At 71.9% G+C, this 19,221-nt stretch carries 15 protein-coding genes and 2 pseudogenes; 9 read left to right on the top strand and 8 right to left on the bottom strand.

Translation table 11 applies throughout. The features are described 5' to 3' along the window. Positions 1-74: 74 nt before the first annotated feature. The 3 genes and pseudogenes from ACH4SE_RS17030 to ACH4SE_RS17020 form a co-directional block, all read left to right on the top strand. A pseudogene (locus tag ACH4SE_RS17030) lies at positions 75-1,205 on the top strand (right-handed parallel beta-helix repeat-containing protein); the annotation flags it as partial. Positions 1,206-1,304: 99 nt separating this feature from the next. Further along, positions 1,305-1,664 (top strand): cellulose binding domain-containing protein, encoded by a 360-nt coding sequence (locus tag ACH4SE_RS17025; RefSeq protein ID WP_398544548.1) that lies wholly within the window; start codon positions 1,305-1,307, stop codon positions 1,662-1,664. Positions 1,665-1,791: 127 nt separating this feature from the next. Beyond that, on the top strand, positions 1,792-2,913 hold the full coding sequence (locus tag ACH4SE_RS17020) for an arabinogalactan endo-beta-1,4-galactanase (RefSeq protein ID WP_398544184.1): 1,122 nt from the start codon (positions 1,792-1,794) through the stop codon (positions 2,911-2,913). Between the two features lie 367 nt (positions 2,914-3,280). Here ACH4SE_RS17020 and ACH4SE_RS17015 read toward each other — a convergent pair whose 3' ends face one another. Next, positions 3,281-6,196 carry an AAA family ATPase gene (locus ACH4SE_RS17015; protein WP_398544183.1) on the bottom strand — a complete coding sequence of 972 codons (2,916 nt, stop codon included), beginning with the start codon at positions 6,194-6,196 and terminating at the stop codon, positions 3,281-3,283. Positions 6,197-6,402: 206 nt separating this feature from the next. Here ACH4SE_RS17015 and ACH4SE_RS17010 point away from each other — a divergent pair, with 206 nt between their 5' ends. Next, positions 6,403-7,080, top strand: a complete 678-nt coding sequence (locus ACH4SE_RS17010; RefSeq protein ID WP_398544182.1) for an esterase/lipase family protein — start codon at positions 6,403-6,405, stop codon at positions 7,078-7,080. A 138-nt stretch (positions 7,081-7,218) separates the two neighbouring features. Here ACH4SE_RS17010 and ACH4SE_RS17005 read toward each other — a convergent pair whose 3' ends face one another. Then, positions 7,219-8,076 carry an alpha/beta fold hydrolase gene (locus ACH4SE_RS17005; protein WP_398544181.1) on the bottom strand — a complete coding sequence of 286 codons (858 nt, stop codon included), beginning with the start codon at positions 8,074-8,076 and terminating at the stop codon, positions 7,219-7,221. Between the two features lie 100 nt (positions 8,077-8,176). Here ACH4SE_RS17005 and ACH4SE_RS17000 point away from each other — a divergent pair, with 100 nt between their 5' ends. After that, the gene (locus ACH4SE_RS17000; protein WP_398544180.1) at positions 8,177-8,632 is read left to right on the top strand and encodes a winged helix-turn-helix transcriptional regulator; all 456 of its coding nucleotides are present in this window, start codon (positions 8,177-8,179) and stop codon (positions 8,630-8,632) included. Between the two features lie 154 nt (positions 8,633-8,786). On the opposite strand, the gene ACH4SE_RS16995 is transcribed toward ACH4SE_RS17000, so the two are convergent. Further along, entirely contained in the window at positions 8,787-10,325 is a 1,539-nt protein-coding gene (locus tag ACH4SE_RS16995) for a glycoside hydrolase 43 family protein (RefSeq protein WP_398544547.1), read from the bottom strand. 42 nt (positions 10,326-10,367) lie between these two features. After that, positions 10,368-10,838 (bottom strand): annotated as a pseudogene (locus ACH4SE_RS16990) (RICIN domain-containing protein); the annotation flags it as partial. A gap of 734 nt (positions 10,839-11,572) precedes the next feature. Between ACH4SE_RS16990 and ACH4SE_RS16985 the strand changes: the two are divergent. Further along, a complete protein-coding gene (locus ACH4SE_RS16985; protein WP_398544179.1) occupies positions 11,573-13,999 on the top strand; it encodes an RICIN domain-containing protein in 2,427 nt (808 codons plus the stop codon). A 93-nt stretch (positions 14,000-14,092) separates the two neighbouring features. Here the strand turns inward: ACH4SE_RS16985 and ACH4SE_RS16980 are convergent, their stop codons facing one another. Next, positions 14,093-14,698: a lytic polysaccharide monooxygenase gene (locus ACH4SE_RS16980; protein ID WP_398544546.1), complete on the bottom strand. Its 606-nt coding sequence runs from the start codon at positions 14,696-14,698 to the stop codon at positions 14,093-14,095. A 412-nt stretch (positions 14,699-15,110) separates the two neighbouring features. After that, positions 15,111-15,539 (bottom strand): nitroreductase/quinone reductase family protein, encoded by a 429-nt coding sequence (locus tag ACH4SE_RS16975; RefSeq protein ID WP_398544178.1) that lies wholly within the window; start codon positions 15,537-15,539, stop codon positions 15,111-15,113. Positions 15,540-15,732: 193 nt separating this feature from the next. On the opposite strand from ACH4SE_RS16975, the gene ACH4SE_RS16970 reads away from it, so the two are divergent. Both ACH4SE_RS16970 and ACH4SE_RS16965 read left to right on the top strand, forming a co-directional pair. After that, positions 15,733-16,074: a hypothetical protein gene (locus tag ACH4SE_RS16970; RefSeq protein WP_398544177.1), complete on the top strand. Its 342-nt coding sequence runs from the start codon at positions 15,733-15,735 to the stop codon at positions 16,072-16,074. 19 nt (positions 16,075-16,093) lie between these two features. Beyond that, positions 16,094-16,375: a hypothetical protein gene (locus tag ACH4SE_RS16965; protein WP_398544176.1), complete on the top strand. Its 282-nt coding sequence runs from the start codon at positions 16,094-16,096 to the stop codon at positions 16,373-16,375. Positions 16,376-16,549: 174 nt separating this feature from the next. Here ACH4SE_RS16965 and ACH4SE_RS16960 read toward each other — a convergent pair whose 3' ends face one another. Continuing rightward, entirely contained in the window at positions 16,550-16,840 is a 291-nt protein-coding gene (locus tag ACH4SE_RS16960; RefSeq protein WP_398544545.1) for an ArsR/SmtB family transcription factor, read from the bottom strand. 287 nt (positions 16,841-17,127) lie between these two features. Here ACH4SE_RS16960 and ACH4SE_RS16955 point away from each other — a divergent pair, with 287 nt between their 5' ends. Continuing rightward, the gene (locus tag ACH4SE_RS16955) at positions 17,128-18,081 is read left to right on the top strand and encodes an NmrA/HSCARG family protein (protein ID WP_398544175.1); all 954 of its coding nucleotides are present in this window, start codon (positions 17,128-17,130) and stop codon (positions 18,079-18,081) included. A gap of 122 nt (positions 18,082-18,203) precedes the next feature. Here the strand turns inward: ACH4SE_RS16955 and ACH4SE_RS16950 are convergent, their stop codons facing one another. Beyond that, the gene (locus ACH4SE_RS16950; RefSeq protein WP_398544174.1) at positions 18,204-19,166 is read right to left on the bottom strand and encodes a zinc-binding dehydrogenase; all 963 of its coding nucleotides are present in this window, start codon (positions 19,164-19,166) and stop codon (positions 18,204-18,206) included. Between the last annotated feature and the right edge of the window lie 55 nt (positions 19,167-19,221).

The raw sequence follows: 19,221 nt of genomic DNA, 5'->3' as shown, positions 1-19,221 counted from the left end.
CCCCAGCCCGTCGGCGGCGGCCGCGTCCGGGCGGCATCACCGCGGCGCTGGTGTCAGTGGCCGCAGCAGCCGGCCTGGCGGCGCTTCATCCGTCGGTCTCGCAGGCTGCCCCTGCGCTGAACAGCAACGCCCTGTACGTCGCACCGTCGGGCACGGACAGCGCGGCCGGCACGCAGTCCGCGCCCACGACGCTGGCCTCGGCGGTCACACGGATCTCCGCCGGCGGCACGATCTACGTACGCGGGGGCACGTACCACCTCTCGCAGACGGTCACGATCGCCACCGGCAACAACGGGACGTCCGGCGCCCGCAAGGAGATCTCGGCGTATCCCGGGGAGACTCCGGTGCTCGACTTCTCCGCACAGAGCGAGAGTTCCGCCAACCGGGGCGTCGAACTGAACGGCTCCTACTGGCACCTGTACGGGCTGACGGTCGAGCACGCCGGCGACAACGGCATCTCCGTCGGTGGCAGCAACAACATCATCGAACGCACGGTCACCGCGTACAACCGCGACTCCGGGCTGCAGATCTCCCGAGCAGGCTCCAGCACCCCGCAGAGCCAGTGGCCGTCCGACAACCTGGTGATCAGCTCCGAGTCGCACGACAACGCGGACTCCGACGGTGAGGACGCCGACGGCTTCGCCGCCAAACTCACCGCCGGGACGGGGAACGTGTTCCGCTACGACGTGTCGCACAACAACATCGACGACGGGTGGGACCTCTACACCAAGTCGGACACGGGCCCGATAGGTCCGGTGACCATCGAGAACTCGCTCTCCTACGGAAACGGCACCCTCACGAACGGGCAGCGCAACAGCGCCGGTGACCGCAACGGCTTCAAGCTCGGCGGGGACGGCGTCGCGGTCAACCACATCGTCCGGAACGACATCGCCTACGCCAACGGCCACCACGGCTTCACCTACAACAGCAACCCCGGCTCGATGACGGTCTCCGGGAACGTCGGCATCGACAACGCCGAACGCAACTTCTCCTTCGACAGCGGTACGTCCACCTTCCGCAGCAACACCTCCTGCCGCAGCAGTTCCGGCTCCAGCGACAAGGTCGTCGGCGATGCGGACGGCTCCAATCAGTTCTGGTCCGGCACCAACGGTTCGCGCTGCAGCTCCTACGGGGGCGCCATGGCCTGGTCCTTCGCCTCCGACGGCACCCTCGTCGTCACCTTCGGCGGCCAGTCCGTCACCGGGGGCACCACCGGCTCCGGCGGATCGACGACCTCCGGCACCTCGACCGGCGGCACCTCGACCGGCGGCACCTCGACCTCCGGCACCTCGACGGGCGGCACGGTGACGGGCGGCGGGACGGCCACCGGAGGCACCGGCACCGGACCGGCCTGCACGGCCACCTACACGCCCAGTTCCTGGCCCGGCGGATTCACGGCCAACGTGACACTCACCAACACCGGCTCGACGACCGTCAACGGCTGGACGGCTGCCTTCACACTGCCCGCCGGCCAGACGGTCACCAGCTCGTGGAACGCGACCGTCAGCCCTGCCTCGGGCGCGGTGACCGCCACGAACGTCTCCTACAACGCGCAGATCCCGCCGGGGGCAAGCCAGTCATTCGGCTTCCAGGGCACCTATACCGGGAGCTTCGCGCAGCCCACGGGCTTCACGCTCAACGGAGTCTCCTGCTCGGCCGCCTGACGGGCGGCGCCGGTGGCCGGGCGTGCCCGGGCACCGGCGTGGGAGGGCGGCGGGCGCCCCGTCCCACCCGGGTCGGGCGACGTCCCCGCCTGCACCGCCTCCTCGATTCACGGAAAGGGGATCGGACATGACGACCCACAGAACCGGCCGGTGGGCGACCGTCGGCCTGCTGCTCGCAGGCCTTGTCGTGCCGGCGGCCATGCTCGGCAGTCCCACCACGGCATCGGCCGCGAACGCGCTCAGCATGCGCGGCGCGGACCTGTCGACCACACAGCGGGCGCTGGACCTCGGCGCGAAGTACTACGACGCGAGCGGCAACGCCGGAGACCCGCTGGACATCCTCAAGGACGTGGGCGTCAACTACGTCCGCCTGCGGGTCTGGAACAACCCCGCCAGCGGCTACAACAACAAGGCGAAGGTCCTGCAGTACGCGCGGGCGGTCAAGGCCAGGGGCCTGAAGCTGCTGGTCGACTTCCACTACTCCGACAGCTGGGCCGACCCGGGGCAGCAGAACAAGCCCGCGGCGTGGACGGGCCACGGCATCGGCCAGCTCCAGACGGACGTCTACAACTACACCTACGACGTCTGCACCAGCCTGAAGTCCCAGGGCACGACGCCGGACAGCGTGCAGATCGGCAACGAGATCAACACCGGGATGCTGTGGAACGACGGCAAGGTGGTGAACAACGACTTCACCAACCTCAGCCTGCTGCTGAAGGCGGGATACAACGCGACCAAGGCGTGCAACAGCGGCACCCAGGTCGTCATCCACACCGCGGACGCCGACAGCGACGCCCACGCCCGCTGGTTCTACGACGGGATCAGGGCCAAGGGTGTCACCTGGGACGTCACCGGCCTCTCCTACTACTGCATGTGGCACGGCTCCCTGGCGAACATGGGCAGCGTCGTCTCCGACATGAGGTCCCGCTACGGCAAGGACGTCGTCATCGCCGAGACCGCCTATCCCTTCACCTCGGCGAACGCCGACGGCACCGGCAACTCGGTCACCTCGGGGTGCACGGGCTACCCGCTCACCTGGCAGGGGCAGGCCGACGAGTTCGCCGCGGTGCAGAACACCGCGCGTAACGCCGGGGCGGTGGGCGTCTTCTACTGGGAGCCCACCTGGTACGCCGTGCCCGGCAACGGGTGGGACCCCGCCGACATCAACAACAGCGGGGACGGTTGGGACAACATGGCCGTCTTCAACTGGACGGGTCACATCAACCCCGGCGTCAGGTGGACCCCGTAACGCGCAGCCCCTCCCTTCGCCGCGTGCTGCGTGGCCGCACGCGGCGAAGGGCCACGCGGCCGGTGGACGACGCGTTCGCCCACCGACGGCCGGGCGAGCCGTTGTCGCCGCGGGGGGGCGTCGTCCTCCCGCGCGGCGACGATGCGGCCGCCGGGCGGCTGCGCCGGCTTCGGGTGCGGCACGCACGGAACGTGTCTCGGCCCGCGGTGTCCGCGCGGCGGGACCACCGCATCGGCGAGAGGTTCGCACCACCCTCTCGCGTTCGTGACCCGCTTCCCGCGCCGTTCACGGGAGGGAGCCGTGACGACCGGTCCGAGGTGCTGCGGTCTCCCCCGGCGGCCGCTCTTCTCACCCCCCCGGAGGCCTCTCAGCGGATGACGGACACCAGCTCCACCCGGGACCGCACTCCGAGCCGGACGAAGATGTTGCGCAGGTGGTACTCCACCGTCCGGGTGCTCAGCACGAGCAGGTCGGCGATCTCGCGGTTGGTCGCTCCCTGGGCGACCAGGTCGCAGATACGGGCCTGCTGCGCCGTCAGCTCGGCGGTAGCACGTGTGCCGCCACGCGGGGCGAGGGGACCCACGCTGTCGCCGGCCGCCCGCAGTTCGGCGGTGGCGCGCTCGGCCCAGGCACGCGCCCCGGCCTGCCGGAAGATGCCCAGGGCCTCGCGCAGCAGGCCGCGGGCAGCGCCGGGCCGGCGGGCGCGGCGCAGCCGGTGCGCGAAGAACAGCTCGGTCTTGGCCCGCTCCAGTGCGGTGTCGCCCGCCGCGTGCAGCAGCAGGGCCTCGCGGAAGTGCTCCTCGGCCGCCGCGTGCCCGTCGGCGAGCAGCCCGTGGCAGCGGTGGGCCAGGGCCCGCCGGGTGGTGCTGCCGGAGGCGACAGCCCAGTGCTCGAAGCCGCGCAGGGCGCCGGCGGCCTTGGTGTGCCGGCCGCACCGGACGGCGGCCTCCACGAAGTGCGGAGCGGCCAGGCCGCGGATCGCCAGGTTGATCTGGCCCGCGCCGGCGGTCATGTGCCGGAAGCGGTCGAGCGCGTCGGCGGGCCGGTCCTCGACGAGGTCCACACAGGCCGCGACCCAGCAGCCGAAGGCGCTGGGGCGGCCCAGTTCGCGCGACGCGACCTCGTGCGCGGCCGTCCGCAGCCGCACCGCCGCGGACGTCCCGTCCCCTTGCAGCGCGGCCAGCAGGCCCAGCACGGCCAGGTGGTCAACCGCGAGGTTGCGCTGCCCCAGCGAACCGGCGAGCCGCAGTCCGTCCAGTGCTGCGGTCTCGGCGGCGGCGTAGCGGTCGAGCATCAGGGCGGACAGGGCCTGGTAGACCAGCGCGCCGGGCACCAGCGAGACGGCGCCCAGCTCCTGGGCCTGCTGCACGGAGCTGACGGCCAGCCGGTGGGCCCGGTCGGCGTCGCCGAGGGTGTACGCGGCCTGGCTGGCCCAGCACGTGGCCTCCGGCTCGCGGACGGCGGCGGCCAGCCGTACCACCTGCCGCAGCGAACGGCTCGCCTCGTCGTGGTTCCCCCTGAAGGTGGCGGCCATCCCCGCGAAGTGGTCGTGGATGAGCCGTACGGCGGGCGGGTCGTCGTCCGTGCGCAGCCTGCGGGCGCGTTCGGCGAGCGAGAAGTAGCCGGCGAAGTCGCCCGCCAGGCAGCCGGCCTCGCCCGCCAGCATCAGCGCGCGGGCGGCCGGTTCGCGCTGGGAGGGCGGGAACGCGGTCACCGCCGCCGAGAGGTCACGGTACGCCCGGGCCGGCACGCCCTCGCGCAGTTCCATCTCGCCCCGCACCAGCATCCGCAGGGCCCGGGTCGCCGGTGCCGGGCCGTGCGGCAGCACCCTTCGCAGCAGGTCGCGGGCGCGCGCGGACTCACCGGCCAGCAGCCGGTCGGCGGCCGCCGCGACCAGCCAGCGCGCCCTGGCGTCGGTGCGGACGGTCACCTCCGCGGCCCGTTCCAGTGCGGACGCGGCCGCCCGGGGTTCACCGGCCTCCCGGGCCGCGGCGGCGGCCGCGTCCAGTTCCCCCGCCAGCCGCCGCGACGGCCGCTCCGCGGCCGCCAGCCGGTGCACCGCCGCAGGGAGGCGGGCCGAAGCGCGGTCCAGCACCCCGGCCAGTGCCGTGTGCGCGGCCTGCCGGTCGGCGAAGGCGAGATCGGCGGACAGGCAGCCGCGCACCGGAGGCCCGGCAACGGTGACGGCACCGGAGTCCACCGTCACCAGTCCGGAGCCGAGGGCTTCGTCCAGCGCCTCCGGGCCGGCGCCGAGCCGGGCCGCGGCCGCCAGCGCCGCCCGTACCTGCAACCGGTCTCCGACGAGGCCCAGGCAGACGACGGCCCGCGCGCCGGGGGTGAGCGCTGCCAGGCGTTGCCGGTAGTGCGCCCGCAGGCGGCTGCCCGGCGGCAGCGCGAGCGGCGGGGTCCCTCCCCCGTCCAGCACGGCGGCCAGCTCCACCAGGGCCAGGGGGTTGCCGCCCGCGAGGTCCACCGCCTCGGCCGCCGCCTCGGGGGCGGGCTCGGCACGGCACCGGTCGGCGACCACCCGCAGCGCCGCGGCCCGGTCCAGCGGCGCGAGCCGCGCCACGCCGGCTCCGTCCAGCTCCCGCTCGGCGGCCGCCCCTTCGTCGGCCGCCAGCAGGAAGGCCACCGGCAGGGCCGCCGAGCGGCGTGCCACGAAGCCCAGCAGGCGCAGCGACGTCTCGTCGAGCCACTGCGCGTCGTCCACGCACCACAGCAGCGGGCACTCCGCCGACGCCGCTGCGAGCAGCCGCAGCAGGGCGACACCGGTGGCGAACGACTCGCGCGCGGAGGGGGGCCGGCCGGCGAGTACCCGCTCCAGCGGGCGCGTCTGCGCCGCGGGCAGCCTCTGCGTCCAGGCGCCCAGCGGCATCAGCAGCCGGTGCAGCCCGGCGGCCGGGACCAGCGCCTCGGACTCTGCGCAGGCCGTACGGCACACCGTGAGCCGGGCGGCCCCGGGGGCCGGGGCCGCCCGGCCGTTCGCGGTCCCGTCCCCGGGCCCTGGGCCGCCGCCCGTGACGGCACCGGCCCGGGAGCCTGCTCCCGCCGGGGCGTCGGGAGGTGTGCCCCCGGGGGTGCCGCTCGCCCCCTCGGCGGCCGCCGCCCGGGCCGCCTCCGCCAGCAGCGCGGAACGGCCCGTGCCCGGTGCACCGGCCAGCAGGACGGCCGTACCCCGTCCGGCGCGGGCACCGGACACCGCGTCGGCCAGCAGTGCGCGCTCGGCGTCCCGCCCGTGCAACGGATGCGGGAGCACGGCGCGCCGGCCCGGTTCCGCCATCATGCCGCCAGTGTCACGCGCCGGTAGCCCGGCCCGGAAGGGGTAGGCCGGTGCCGCCTGTGACAGCAGAGGCGAACCGGGCGGCGGGCGGGGCACAGGAGCGATCGCACCCGAAGGGCTCCGGGAAGACCGGTGATTCCACCGGTACGCGCGCGCGGGCGGCGGCCCACACTCCAAGGATCCGGCCCCCCACTCGACAAGGAGAGTCCATGCGACGGATATCCGCGGTCCTGCTCGCCCTGCTGTCCGCTCTCGGCCTGGGATTCGTGCTGCAGCCGGGCGCCGCGAGCGCCGCGACCGCGCACACCCCGGTGGTCTTCGTCCACGGTTTCAGCGGCAACGCGGGCAACTGGGCAACCGCCGAGGCCGTGTTCGAGGCCAACGGCTACGGAAGCAGCGAGCTGTTCGCCTACCAGTACGACTGGACGCAGTCCAACAGGACCAGCGCGGCGGGCCTGGCGGCGTACGTCAGGCAGGTGCTCGCCACGACCGGCGCCGGCCAGGTCGACATCGTCAACCACTCCATGGGCGGCCTGGTCAGCGACTGGTACGTCAAGGAACTCGGCGGCCAGCCGTACGTCCGCCACCTCGCCTCGATCGCCGGCGCCAACCACGGCACCACCTTCGCAGCCGCGTGCCTGGTCTACAGCTCGTGCGTCGAGATGTATCCCGGCTCCGGCTTCCTCGGCACGCTCAACGCCGGCGACGAGACGCCGGGCAGCACCGCGTACGCCACCTGGTACTCCCCGTGCGACGGCGTGATCATCCCCTACACCAGCACGGAACTGAACGGCGCCACCAACAACCTGGTCCCCTGCCAGACCCACCTCGGCTACCTCACCGACGCCGTGACCCTGACCGCCGTGGAGCGTTTCCTCGCCTCCTGAGCCGGCCTGCACCGCCCCGGTGAGCCCACCGTCCGGGCCGCGGCACCCACCGCGTCCCGGACGGTCCGCACGAAGGAGCGGCCCGCGACCACGCTGACCGGCTCGCCCCGGCGCCATGGTGCGTCGGTCCCGCTCCGGTCACTTCGGCAGATCGGCGGAGAGGAAGGGGTCGAGGAGCGCGGTCAGTGCGTCGGGGCGGTCGAGGGGGATGATGTGGCCGCAGTCCTGGAGGTGGTGTCCGACCAGGTCGTCGGCGACGGGACGGAGCTGGCGCTCGAGCCCGGTGCCGACGGGGTGAGAGCCGACGGCCACGGTGGGCATCGTCAGCCGAGCCGTCGCGACGGCGTCCTGCAGCTGCTGCGCGCTGGTGGGCAGGGCCCGGTACCAGGAGAACGCGCAGCGCAGGGCCTCGCTCCCGGTGTACGCACGGACGAAGGCCGCACGGATGTCGTCGGGTACCCCCCGCCCGAGCGTCCCCGCGTCGAGGAACCAGTCGAGGTACGGGGCCTCGTTGCCGGCCAGGACGGTCTCGGCGAGGCCGGGGACGGCGTGGAAGCCGAACCACCACGGGGCGCCGCCCGCGATGCCGTGTTCCGCTCCGGGCAGGCCGCCGAGCAGTGCCTCCATCGCGACCAGGCGCCGGACGCGGTCGGGGCGGCGCAGCGCGAGCAGGACGGCGGGGGCGGTGCCCGCGTCGATGCCCACCACCGCGGCCGAGGGCTCGCCGAGTGCGTCGAGCAGCCCTTCGGCGTCGGCGGCGAGGGTGCCTGCGTCGTAACCGTCGACGGCTCGCGTGCTGGCGCCGAAGCCGCGCAGGTCCGGGGCGATGACCCGGTACCGCCCGGCCAGCCGGCCCATGATGCCGCTCCAGAGCTGCCAGGTGTGCGGGAAGCCGTGCAGCAGGAGGACAGCCGGTCCGTCCCCGGCGACTGCGACGTTGAGCCGGACGCCGTTCGTCGCGACACGGCGGAGGGGGATTGCGGTGGTGGCGGGCATGACGGCTCCTCCGACTGGTTACCATTGGTGACCAGAAAACGATAGGTAACCGTCCGACCGCTGCCCAGACGGCACTTTCGGGGAAGGTGGTGAGCCACAGGTGACCACCCGGGGAACCGCGGCCGCCGGCCGCGGGGTGCGCGGCGATCTGTTCGATCCCCAGTGCCCGACGCGGCAGTTGCTGGACCGCATAGGTACGAAGTGGACGTCCATGGCCGTCAGGACGCTCGCCGATGCGGCACCGGACGAGGTGCGCTTCGCGGAGCTGAGACGCCGGATGCCCGGTGTCTCGCAGAAGATGCTGTCCGTGACGCTGCGAAGCCTGACCCGCGACGGGCTGGTGTCGCGCCGGGTCGAACCGGCCGTTCCGCCGCGGGTCTTCTACCGGCTCACCGCACTCGGGCTGTCCCTGGAGGTCGCCCTCGCGGGGCTGCGGGCCTGGGCGGAGGAGCACATGGCCGAGATCAGCCGCGCCAACGAAGCCGCCGACCAGGAGGACCCGGGCCGTACGGCCGGTGCCGGCGTGGTGGACGGTGTTGCGGACGCCGCCTCGTAGGCGGCCGGGCCCACCGCACCGGGGCCGTGGACGGTGCGGGTGGCCCGGCCACGGCGGGGGTCGAGGTGACCACCGCCGTGGCGGGCGACCGGACGGGCAGCCCGGCGAGCGCGCCGCGTGTCCTCGCCGGCGGGCGAAGGCGCGGCGCACCGCGTCATGGCGTGGCCAGGTCGAAACTGCTGACGTTCACCGATCCGCCGAGGGACTGGGTGGCGTAGTCGAACAGGGCGAAGCGGTAGCCCATGAAGAACTGCCAGCTGCTGTCCATGGTGAAGGCGGATCCCAGCGGCGTGAAGTTCGTTCCGTCGGTGCTGTAGGAGAAGTGCGCCTGGCGGCCGGAGCCCGGGCGGATGTCGGCGGTGGCACGCAGCCAGATCTTCCCTCCGGACACCGGGGCGGAGGCGACTTCCGTGCCGGTCGCCGTGGTGTTCCAGTTGCCGTCCATGGTGATGTTGTCGACCATGGACACCCGGGTCTGGCCGCCGTCACGTCTGACGCCGATCCAGGCGGAGGAGTTCCGCAGCATGGCCAGCCCCGCTCTGTCGCCGTCGTGCATCGCGGAGTAGTCCATTGTGACGGTCGCCGTGGAGGACGGGCCGAGGATCCGGTGGGTGAGGGTGTTGCGGGCCGAGTAGAGGTCGCCGGTGACGGTCGCCGTCCGGAGCTGGAGGCCGTTGTTCACGGTGTACTTGGTCGTGTCGGGGTTGTGGTTCCACTCCCACTCCGGTCCGAGCGCGGTGCCGCTGAAGGTGTCCGTCCCGGTGGGGGACTTCACCTGCCGCGTCGAGGCGGGGATGTTCGGCAGGGGGTAGGACGAGCCCCACGCGTTGTTGACCGTCTGCACGACCGGCCAGCCGTCGGACGTCCAGGTGACGGGGGCGAGGACCGGAACCCGGCCGCCGGGGTAGGCGTCCTGGAAGGCCATGTAGTACCAGTCGCCGTTCTGGGTCTGCACCAGCCCGCCCTGGTGCGGCACTCCGCCCCCGGCGACCGGCCCGGGCAGGTCGAGCAGGACCTGGTGCATGGTGTAGGGGCCGAACGGACCGCTGGTCGACTTCAGGATGTACTGGCCGTTGGCCGGCCTGGTCAGGAAGATGTAGTAGTTCCCGTTGATCTTGTACATCCGGGAGCCCTCGAGCGTCCCGACGCTGGACGGCGTGCTGAACACCTGCTGCGTGCGCACCTGGGTCCGCCCGTCGGCCGACAGCTGGGCCACGCTGATGTTGGTGTTGCCGTACGAGACGTACATGGTGTCGTCGTCGTCGACCATCATCCCGGCGTCGTAGTAGCAGTTGTCGATCGTGGTGTGCCTGCTCCACGGGCCCTCGACCGACGTGGCCGTGTAGATGTACGTCTTGTTGAAGTCGATGCAACCGCCCCAGTAGAACGTCTTGTCGCTCTTGCGGTAGTTGAGGAACGAGGCCCACACGCCGCGCACGTAGCCGCGGCCGCCGTTCAGGTCGTACTTCGACCCGAAGTCCAGCGAGGGCACCGAGTGGCCGGCGAACTCCCAGTGGACCAGGTCGTACGAGCGCAGGATGGGCGCACCCGGCGAGTAGTGCATGGTGGAGGCCGAGTAGTAGTAGGTGTCGCCGACCCGGAAGACGTCGGCGTCGGCCAGGTCCTCCCACAGGACGGGATTGCCGTACTGCCCGGTCGTCGGCGGTGGCGTGGTGGTGCCCACGGGGCTCAGCCTCCAGTGCTGGTTGGCTCCGCCGGTGGAGTCCCACACCTGGACCGCGGTGCCGTTGGCGGTCTGGCCGCCGGGCGTCTCCAGGGCCCGGCCGGAGGCGACGTTGACGAAAGTGTACGTGCCGTCGCTGTTCTGGCTGAGCCTCCAGCGCTGGTTCGTGCCGCCGTTGCCGTCCCACACCTGCATCCGGGTGCCGTTGGCGGTCTGCCCGCCCGGCTCGTCCAGCACCCGGCCGCTGGCCGTGTTCGTCAGCGTGTACGTGCCGTCGCTGTTCTGGCCGAACCGCCACTGCTGGTTCGTACCGCCGTTGGCGTCCCACACCTCCAGCTTGGTGCCGTTGGCCGTCTGCCCGCCCGGCTCGTCCAGCACCCGGCCCGCCGCGACGTTCGACACCGTGTACACCGTGCCGGACACCACGTCCGCGGAAGCCGGCTGCACACCCACCAGGCCGGCCGCACCGGCCAGCAGCAGCGGTGCGACGACCAGCGCGGCGCGGCGGCTCGGCCGCCTCATGAGGCGCCGGCCCCGCGGTTCCGGCCTCGCACGGCGTCCTGGCGAGCGCCTCGCCCTGGCCCACGGCAGCAAGAGCATGCCGGTCTCCTCTCACGAACGGGAAGAAGTGGGGTTCACTCCCGGGAATCCGCCGTTCCGTGCCGGCGCAGCCCTTCTCCGCGCCGGCGCGACCGCGCGGCGCCACGAGGCGCGGCAAGGGGGCGGTCGTCCTCCTCGGACCTTGATGGGGCCACCGTGTCGCTCTCCAGGGGGTGGGGGGAAGAGAGTGACGGGGAAGAGGCAACGAGACATCCCATGTCGCTCTACGGATCCCACGCGGACTGACCCTGTGTCAAGAGGCGTGCACCAAACCCACGCAGCCCGCAGGACTCACGAGGAAGCCGCGTCGCCGACATTCATCCCATGGCATCGCACGACCAGCAGGAACGCACTGAATCAAACGTGACCGAACAACAAGGTCGGACAAAACCCTTGACCTGCGATCACGGCGTTCCTACGATCGGCCACCGCTGAGGCAACACGACGGCCCAGGTACACCGGCAGCCACGAAAGGTGGCCGCTTCGGGTCCGGCACCTGCGGGCGCTCACGGCGGAGAGCGGTCCCCGCGCACAGGGGAGCGATCCCACGGGCGCGGGGCGGGCGGCGCGGTACACGAACACGCATCGACTCACGGCTCGGCGCCGGCACCCTCGGCCGGTACCGGGCCCCACCTCGGAAAAGGGACCGGTGACACATGAACAGAAGGCGATGGCGACCGCGCCGGGCGGCCTCCGGGAAACGGTGGCTGCGGCTCGGTCTGGCACTCGTCCTCAGCGCCGCGGCGGGAAGCGGCGCCGTACTGGCGAGCGCCCCGGCGGCCCAGGCGGCCACGGCGATCACGGTCAACGGCGCCTCCACCGGCCGGGCCTTCGACGGCGTGGGGGCGATCAGCGGCGGCGGCGGGAACTCCCGCCTGCTGATCGACTACCCGTCCACGCAGCGCTCGCAGATCCTCGACTACCTGTTCAAGCCCGGCTACGGCGCCGCGGTGCAGTTGCTGAAGCTGGAGATCGGCGGTGACGCCAACTCCACCGACGGCAGCGAGCCGAGCATCGAACACGCCCGCGGCGACGTCAACTGCAACGTGGGCTACGAGTTCTGGCTGGGAGAGCAGGCCGTCGCCCGCAACCCGAACATCAAGATCGTCGCTCTCCCCTGGGCCGCGCCCGGCTGGATCGGCGGCGGCAACTTCTGGTCGCAGGACATGATCGACTACGACATCCAGTGGCTGGACTGCGCCAAGCAGCACGGCCTGCCGATCAGCTACATCGGCGGGTGGAACGAGCGCGGGCACAACAAGACCTGGTACGAGAACCTGCGCACCGCCCTCAACTCCCACGGCTACAGCGGCGTCCAGATCGTCGCGGACGACAGCTTCGGCTGGGGTGCGGCGGACGACGCACAGAGCGACCCGGCGTTCAAGGCCGCGGTCGGCGTGATCGGCGCCCACTACCCGTGCGGCTACCTGGGCGACGCCACCTCGTGCGCGTCGAGTTCCAACGCGGTCGCCAGCGGCAAGCAGCTGTGGGCCAGCGAGTTCGGCTCGCAGGACTACATGACCGGCTCCGGCCCGTACATCCGCAGCATCACCCGCGGCTACCTCGACGGCTCCATGACCGGCTTCATCAACTGGCCGCTGATCGCCGCGCTCACCCCGAACCTCCCCTTCGCCACCGACGCGCTGGCCGTGGCCTCCTCGCCGTGGTCCGGCGCCTACCAGCTCGGCAAGAGCCTGTGGGCCAATGCCCAGGTCGCCCAGTTCACCCAGCCCGGCTGGCGCTTCCTCACCGGCTCGGCCTCCGGGTACCTCGGCGGCAGCCGCGGCAACGGCAGCTACATCTCACTGAAGTCCACCAACGGCACGGACTACTCGACGGTCTACGAGACCACCACCGCCTCCGCGGCGCAGACGGTGAACGTCAACGTGACCGGCGGGCTGAACACCGGCACCGTCCACGTGTGGTCCACCGACCTGGGCTCGTCCAGCTCGTCCGACTGGTTCGTCAAGCAGTCCGACGTCACGCCGAACGGGGGCAGTTACTCGCTCACCCTCCAGCCCAACCACATCTACTCGGTGACCACCACCACCGGCCAGGGCAAGGGCACGGCGACCGGCCCCGCGGCCGCGTCGCTGGCACTCCCCTACAGCGACACCTTCGACGCCAACGCCTCGCGCACCGAGGCGAAGTACTTCTCCGACATGCAGGGCTCCTTCGAGGTACGGCCCTGCACCGGAGGCCGGACGGGGCAGTGCCTCCAGCAGGTCACTCCCGCCAAGCCGATCGAGTGGCAGGACGACAGCGACGCCTTCGGCCTGCTCGGTGACCCCTCCTGGAGCAACTACACGGTCAGCACGGACGTGAACTTCCAGCAGTCCGGCACCGTCACCCTGCTCGGCCGGGCCAACACCCAGCAGCGCCCGCAGTCGCACCAGGCCGCCTACCAGCTGCGGCTGAGCAACAGCGGGGCCTGGTCGATCGCCAAGAACACCACCTCCGGCACGCTCACCACCCTCGCCTCGGGGACCCGCGCCTCGCTGGGCCTCAACACCTGGCACACCGCCGCGCTCAGCTTCACCGGCAGCCAGATCAGCGCCACCCTCGACGGCACCGCCCTCGGCTCCGTCACGGACGGCTCCTACTCCACCGGCCAGGTGGGACTGGGAGTCGTCGGATACCAGACGGACATGTTCGACAACCTCACGGTCACCGCGACCAGTGGCGGGAACGGCGGCAGCGTCGGCCAGATCCGGGGCACGGACTCCGGCCGCTGCATCGACGTCCCCAACGCCACCCAGGCCAACGGCACCGTGACCGAGCTGTGGGACTGCAACGGCGGCGCGAACCAGATCTGGACCTCCACCTCCACCAAGCAGCTCACGGTCTACGGCAACAAGTGCCTCGACGTGTACGGCCGGGGCACCGCCGACGGCACGCCTGTCGACATCTACGACTGCAACGGCGGCACCAACCAGCAGTGGACCCTGAACTCCGACGGCACGATCGTCGGCGCCGGTTCGGGCAAGTGCCTGGACGCCACCGGCGGGGCCACCGCCAACGGCACCCTGCTGGAGATCTGGACCTGCAACGGGGGCGCCAACCAGAAGTGGACGCGCAACTGACCCTCGGCTGAACGCGCCCGGTGGCCCCCGCACCCGCGGGGGCCACCGGTCTGTTCCCGACCGACGACGGTGCCGGTTACGGCGCTCCCCCGCTCAGCCGAAGTTCACGTCACTGCACCACATGTAGGTCTGGTCCATGTGCGAGGCCTGCCAGATCACGAACAGCACGTGGTGCCCGGTGTAGCCGGAGGTCGAGAGGTCGAACGTGTAGTCCGTCGCCGGGGCGTACCTGCCGGTCTGCGTGAGGTAGTCGAGGTTGCCCCAGCCCAGCGTCTGGGTCTCGGGGTCGTAACCCTGCTTGCTCACGTAGGCCTTGAAGTAGTCGGCGCCGTGGGACGCCTGGTCGTGCACGTGGACCGAGAAGTTGCTGCCGACGTCGGTCGCCTTCCACGCCCCGGCCCTGTTCAGGCTGTCGTTCTCGGCGATGTTGTTGCTGCAGAGCTTCCCGTCGGGAGTCTGCGCCTGGAACTGGCCGGCGAGCCCGTTCCGGAGCGCGCTCATCCAGTTCCACATGGTGTTCGTGTTGGCCTGCCAGGCCTGCCAGCACATGGGGTCTTCCGTCTGCATGGCCGGGTCCTGGAAGTGGCTGCCCCAGACGCTCCAGCACCGGTACGCGCGGGAGGCGGGGTCGACGACGGAGCCGTGAGCCTGGGCGGGGACCGACCAGGTCAGGGCGCCGGCAACCACGGCGGACAGCAGGACGAGGGCCTGGACAGGGCGGCGGAAGGCCGACCGGGCACGCCCGCTGGATCGACGTGAGTGGTGCATGTGGGGGGTCTCCAATCCGGTCGAAGCAATGGGAGCGCTCCCACTGTAGGAAAAGTCCGAGTGAACACAACACGGGAGACAGGGCGGAGCCAGAGTTGTCCGAGAAGTGACCCCCGTTGACGCTGGGACAGGTGGGTCCCGAGGTACCACTCACAGGGAGGCGTGGCCACGGGGCCATGGCTTTATCGGGAGCCGCGCGCGGCCACGCCGCCGCGAGCGGCCCGCAGACGGTTTGCGGTGGCCCGACGCGCCCCCAAGGTGTCGGAACCCCGCCGGAAGGCGGCGGGCGGCGTCATGCCCGGCCGGCGGCCCGGGGTCTCCGGGCCGCCGGCCCGGGCCGCCCTCAGTCCGCGGTGCGGGTGAGGACGACGACCGGGATGAGGCGGTCGCCCGCCCGCTCCTGAAAGCCCGCGAAGTACGGTGCCGCCGCGAGCTGGAGTTCCCACAGCCGCGCGTGCTCGGCGCCCTCCGCGTCCGCCGCGGTCACCTGGTAGGCCTCGGTGCCGACCTCGACGCGCGCGACCGGATCGGCGAGCAGGTTGCGGTACCACGCCGGGTGCGCCGGACGGCCGCCGTTCGCCGCGAAGACGGCGAGCCGGTCGCCGTCCCTGAGGTACGTCATCGGGGCCGTGCGCGGCTCTCCGCTGCGCAGGCCGGTCGTGGTGAGCAGCAGCAGCGGGACACCCGCGTAGTCGCCGCCGACGACCCCGCCGGCGGACCGGAACTCGTCGATCACCTGCTGGTTGAGCCGCAGCCGTTCGGACATGCTCATTCTTCTTCCCCTCCCCCTTGGGCCGATGGTCGGCCGCGCTCACTCTAGCCCCGCGGGAGCGGGCGACGACTCAGGCGGGTCTGCGGACGGACCGTCAGTTCCTCATCCCGCCAACGGAGTTGATCACCACCGCACGAGATCGACTTCCGTGACGGCCCGGCGGCGGCCACCGTCCCGTGCGACCATACATGTCATGGACATCATCAAACGGCGACGAACCGTGCCCCGGTGGCTCACCGGAGCCGTGGTGGCCACCGCGGCGGCCACCGCCCTGATCACGAGCCCCGCGCAGGCAGCCCAGGCAGGTACCAATTTCTGCGTCAGCCAGGGGCACGACATCTACAGCAGCGCCACGTCCAACTCCACGCGGGTGGGCTGGGTCTCCTACTACGACGTCTGGCACCACTACGCGACCAGCGGCAACTGGAGCCTCGGGTACGACCGCCAGAACGACGTGGCGGGCTACGTGCCGCTCGGGATCCTCGCGCAGGACCTGGGCAACGGGTCCACCGCCACCCAGTGCCCCTACCACTGACGGGACGGATGAGATGACCTTGAAGACGCGTGCGGCCACCGCGGCCGGCGCCCTGCTGGCCACCGCCGGCCTACTGGCGACCACGGCCTCGCCGGCCGAGGCGGTCACCCGCCGGACGATCTGCGCGCAAAGCGTCTGGGTGCGCGACGCCCCGGCGGGCCATGCGATCGCCATCCTCTACAACGGCGAGAGCTTCGACTACGACCACAGCGCCTACCACAACGGATACCAGTGGGCGTACGGATTCGCGTACGGCGGCGAGAACGTCTGGGGCTGGCTGCCGTACGAGTACCTCTGCTAGGACGTCGTTCGCCGTTCCCGGCCTCGCGCCGCCACCGGCGGTCTCGCCCGCGCGCCGTCCACGGCAGGACACCGTGCCGACCGTGGACGGCACCCCGGCGCCGGCCGCACCGGCCGCCGGGCTTCGCCGGACGGGCGCCGACCGCGCGTGCCGTGCCGCCCGACGCGGGTGAGGTCATCCCGCCGGAGTACCGGCCGGTGATGTCGAAGAAACTCCCTGCGTACCGCGGAGCGCCTCCGCGAGCCGCGACATCATGTCCTCGTCGCGCTTGTAATGGATCCACTTGCCGATGCGCGTGGACCGGACGAGGCCCGCCCGCTCCAGCGTCGCCATGTACGACGAGACGGTCGACTGCGCCAGGCCCGACTTGGCCTGCAGATGGCTGACGCAGACACCGACCTCGTCCCGGTCGGCGATCGGCTCCCACTGCGAGAACTCCCCGTGCGGATCCCGCAGCCAGTTCATGATCTGCAACCGCGCGGGGTTCGCCAGGGCCTTCAGGGCCTCGACCGCGTCCAGGGGGCGGTCGTCGCCCGGGCCCGTTGCGCGTGACGTCACCACGGCCTCCTCCTCGCATCCACGCACCATCGTATCGCGATGTGACGTACCGAGCCCGGGGGTCGCCCCCCCTCACACATTGACATATCGCGATCTCTCGATACGATTTCCTTGTCCACGCCCGGTGGGGATGCGGCCGGTACCGCTGCCGGCCGCCGGTACACGCACCGGGCCCACAGGAGAAGGAAGGCACGATGTCCGACGCCGGCAAGCCGTTGATCGTCGTCGCGGGTGCGACGAGCAAGCAGGGCAGGAGTGTCGTCACCTCCCTGCTCGGGAGCGGGAGGTTCCGGGTGCGGGCCCTGACCAGAGCCGCCGGTTCCGCCCAGGCCCGCAGCCTCGCGGGGATGGGCGCGCAGATCGTCACCGTCCCCCTGGAACCGGGCCGCCACGGCGAGTTCGTGCGGGCCTTCCGAGGGGCCGACGGGGCCTTCCTCATGACGCCGCCCGTCGCACCTCCATCCGATGCCGAGTTCCGCCTGGGGTGCGAACTCGCCGACGCCGCGGTCGAGGCAGGCGTGGATCACCTCGTCTTCAGCACGCTCGAGAACGTCCAGGAGAGGTCGTCGGGCACCAAGTACGCCCCGCACTTCACCGACAAGGCGCTCGTCGCCGAGCACATCCGGTCTCTGCCGGTCGCGCACACCTTCGTCATGCTCGCGTTCTTCTACACGAACGCGCTGGAGTACTACGCCCCTCGGGTCGACGGCGACACGGTACGCATGCCCTTCTACCTTCCCGAGGACTTCCGCGCCCCGTTCGTGGACCCGCTCACCGCGACCGGGCCGGCCGTCCTCGAGGTGTTCTCCCGCCCGGACGCCTACTCCGGCGCCTCCCTGCCGGTCGTCGGTGACGTCATCTCCCCGGCCGAGATGGTCGACGCGTTCTCCCGCGTCACCGGGCTCAAGGCCGAGTACCGCAGTGCCTGCTCCAGGGAGGACCTGCTGGCCTGCTTCCCCGAGCTGGGAGAGAACCCTCTGCTGGTCGACGAGATCCTCGGCATGGCCGAGTACGCGGTGGAGCACGGCTACTTCGGCGAGCACCGCGACACGGGGTGGAGCCGGCGCATCGATCCCGGCGCACTGACCTGGGAGCAGTTTCTCCGCAGGTCCGACTGGCGCGGCGAACGGGTCTCCTTCGGCGGCTAGTGCCGCGTCAGTGGCGGCCGGGGCGCCGCCCGAGCACGGGCCGCCCGGAACAGCACCCGGACGGCCCGTCGCCACGGGGCGGAGGACGCGTGATGCGGCACCGCATCCACCGCCGGCGCGGCTCAGGGCGTCAGCACGACCTTGCCGAAGACGTCACCGGCCGCGAGGCGCTCGAACCCCTCGCGGGCGCGCTCCATCGGCAGCACCGAGTCGATCACCGGCCGCACGCCGGTGACCGCGCAGAAGTTGAGCAGCCCGGCCAGTTCCTCCTTGGTGCCCATGGTGGAGCCGACCACCTTCAGCTCCAGGAAGAAGATCCGGTTCAGCTCGGTCGCGGGCGGGTTGGGGCCGCTGGTCGCGCCGGAGATCACCAGCGTGCCGCCGGGCCGCAGCGCCTTCACCGAGTGCGACCAGGTGGCCGCGCCGACCGTCTCGATCACCGCGTCCACCCGCTGGGGCAGCCGCGCGCCGGGCTCGAAGGCGCCGTGTGCGCCCAGGTCGAGCGCCCGCTTGCGCTTGGCCTCGTCCCGGCTGGTGGCGTAGACCCGCAGGCCCGCCGCCCTGCCGAGGACGATCGCGGCGGTGGAGACGCCGCCGCCGGCGCCCTGGACCAGGACGGAGTCACCGGGCTTCACCCCTGCGTTGGTGAAGAGCATCCGGTAGGCGGTCAGCCATGCGGTGGGCAGGCAGGCCGCCTCCTCGAAGCTCAGCTCCGCGGGCTTGGGCAGCAGGTTCCAGGTGGGCACGGCGACCTGCTCGGCGAAGGTGCCCTGGTAGCGCTCGGTGAGGATGGAGCGCGGCTCCTTCGGCCCAACGCCGTGGCCGCTCAGGCCGATCACGGGGTAGACCACGACCTCGTTGCCGTCCGGGTCCGTTCCGGCGGCGTCGCAGCCGAGGATCATCGGCAGCTTCTCCTGCCCGAGGCCGACCCCGCGCAGCGACCACAGGTCGTGGTGGTTGAGCGAGGCGGCGCGCACCGTCACGGTGCTCCAGCCCTCACGTTCCTCCGGGGCCGGACGCTCCCCCAGCTCCAGAGCGGACAACGGCTGTTCGGCATCCGTACGGGCGGCGTAGACAGCAAACATGGCCCGACCTTACGGCCCCTACCCGCGGGTACGGAACCGCCCCGCGGTGTGACGC

The sequence above is a fragment of the Streptomyces sp. NPDC020983 genome, from assembly GCF_044333485.1.
In the GTDB taxonomy this organism is placed as follows: Bacteria; Actinomycetota; Actinomycetes; order Streptomycetales; family Streptomycetaceae; genus Actinacidiphila.
The sequence above is the reverse complement of the archived record's forward strand: the minus strand, read 5'-3'. Positions and strand labels throughout refer to the sequence as shown.

Bases quoted from the DNA above. Each gene is read 5' to 3' on its own strand.
- ACH4SE_RS17010 (WP_398544182.1), top strand. From the start codon at position 6,403: ATGCGACGGATATCCGCGGTCCTGCTCGCCCTGCTGTCCGCTCTCGGC.
- ACH4SE_RS16985 (WP_398544179.1), top strand. From the start codon at position 11,573: ATGAACAGAAGGCGATGGCGACCGCGCCGGGCGGCCTCCGGGAAACGG.
- ACH4SE_RS17015 (WP_398544183.1), bottom strand. From the start codon at position 6,196: ATGATGGCGGAACCGGGCCGGCGCGCCGTGCTCCCGCATCCGTTGCAC.
- ACH4SE_RS16950 (WP_398544174.1), bottom strand. From the start codon at position 19,166: ATGTTTGCTGTCTACGCCGCCCGTACGGATGCCGAACAGCCGTTGTCC.
- ACH4SE_RS16970 (WP_398544177.1), top strand. From the start codon at position 15,733: ATGGACATCATCAAACGGCGACGAACCGTGCCCCGGTGGCTCACCGGA.
- ACH4SE_RS16960 (WP_398544545.1), bottom strand. From the start codon at position 16,840: ATGAACTGGCTGCGGGATCCGCACGGGGAGTTCTCGCAGTGGGAGCCG.
- ACH4SE_RS17020 (WP_398544184.1), top strand. From the start codon at position 1,792: ATGACGACCCACAGAACCGGCCGGTGGGCGACCGTCGGCCTGCTGCTC.
- ACH4SE_RS16955 (WP_398544175.1), top strand. From the start codon at position 17,128: ATGTCCGACGCCGGCAAGCCGTTGATCGTCGTCGCGGGTGCGACGAGC.
- ACH4SE_RS16975 (WP_398544178.1), bottom strand. From the start codon at position 15,539: ATGAGCATGTCCGAACGGCTGCGGCTCAACCAGCAGGTGATCGACGAG.
- ACH4SE_RS17005 (WP_398544181.1), bottom strand. From the start codon at position 8,076: ATGCCCGCCACCACCGCAATCCCCCTCCGCCGTGTCGCGACGAACGGC.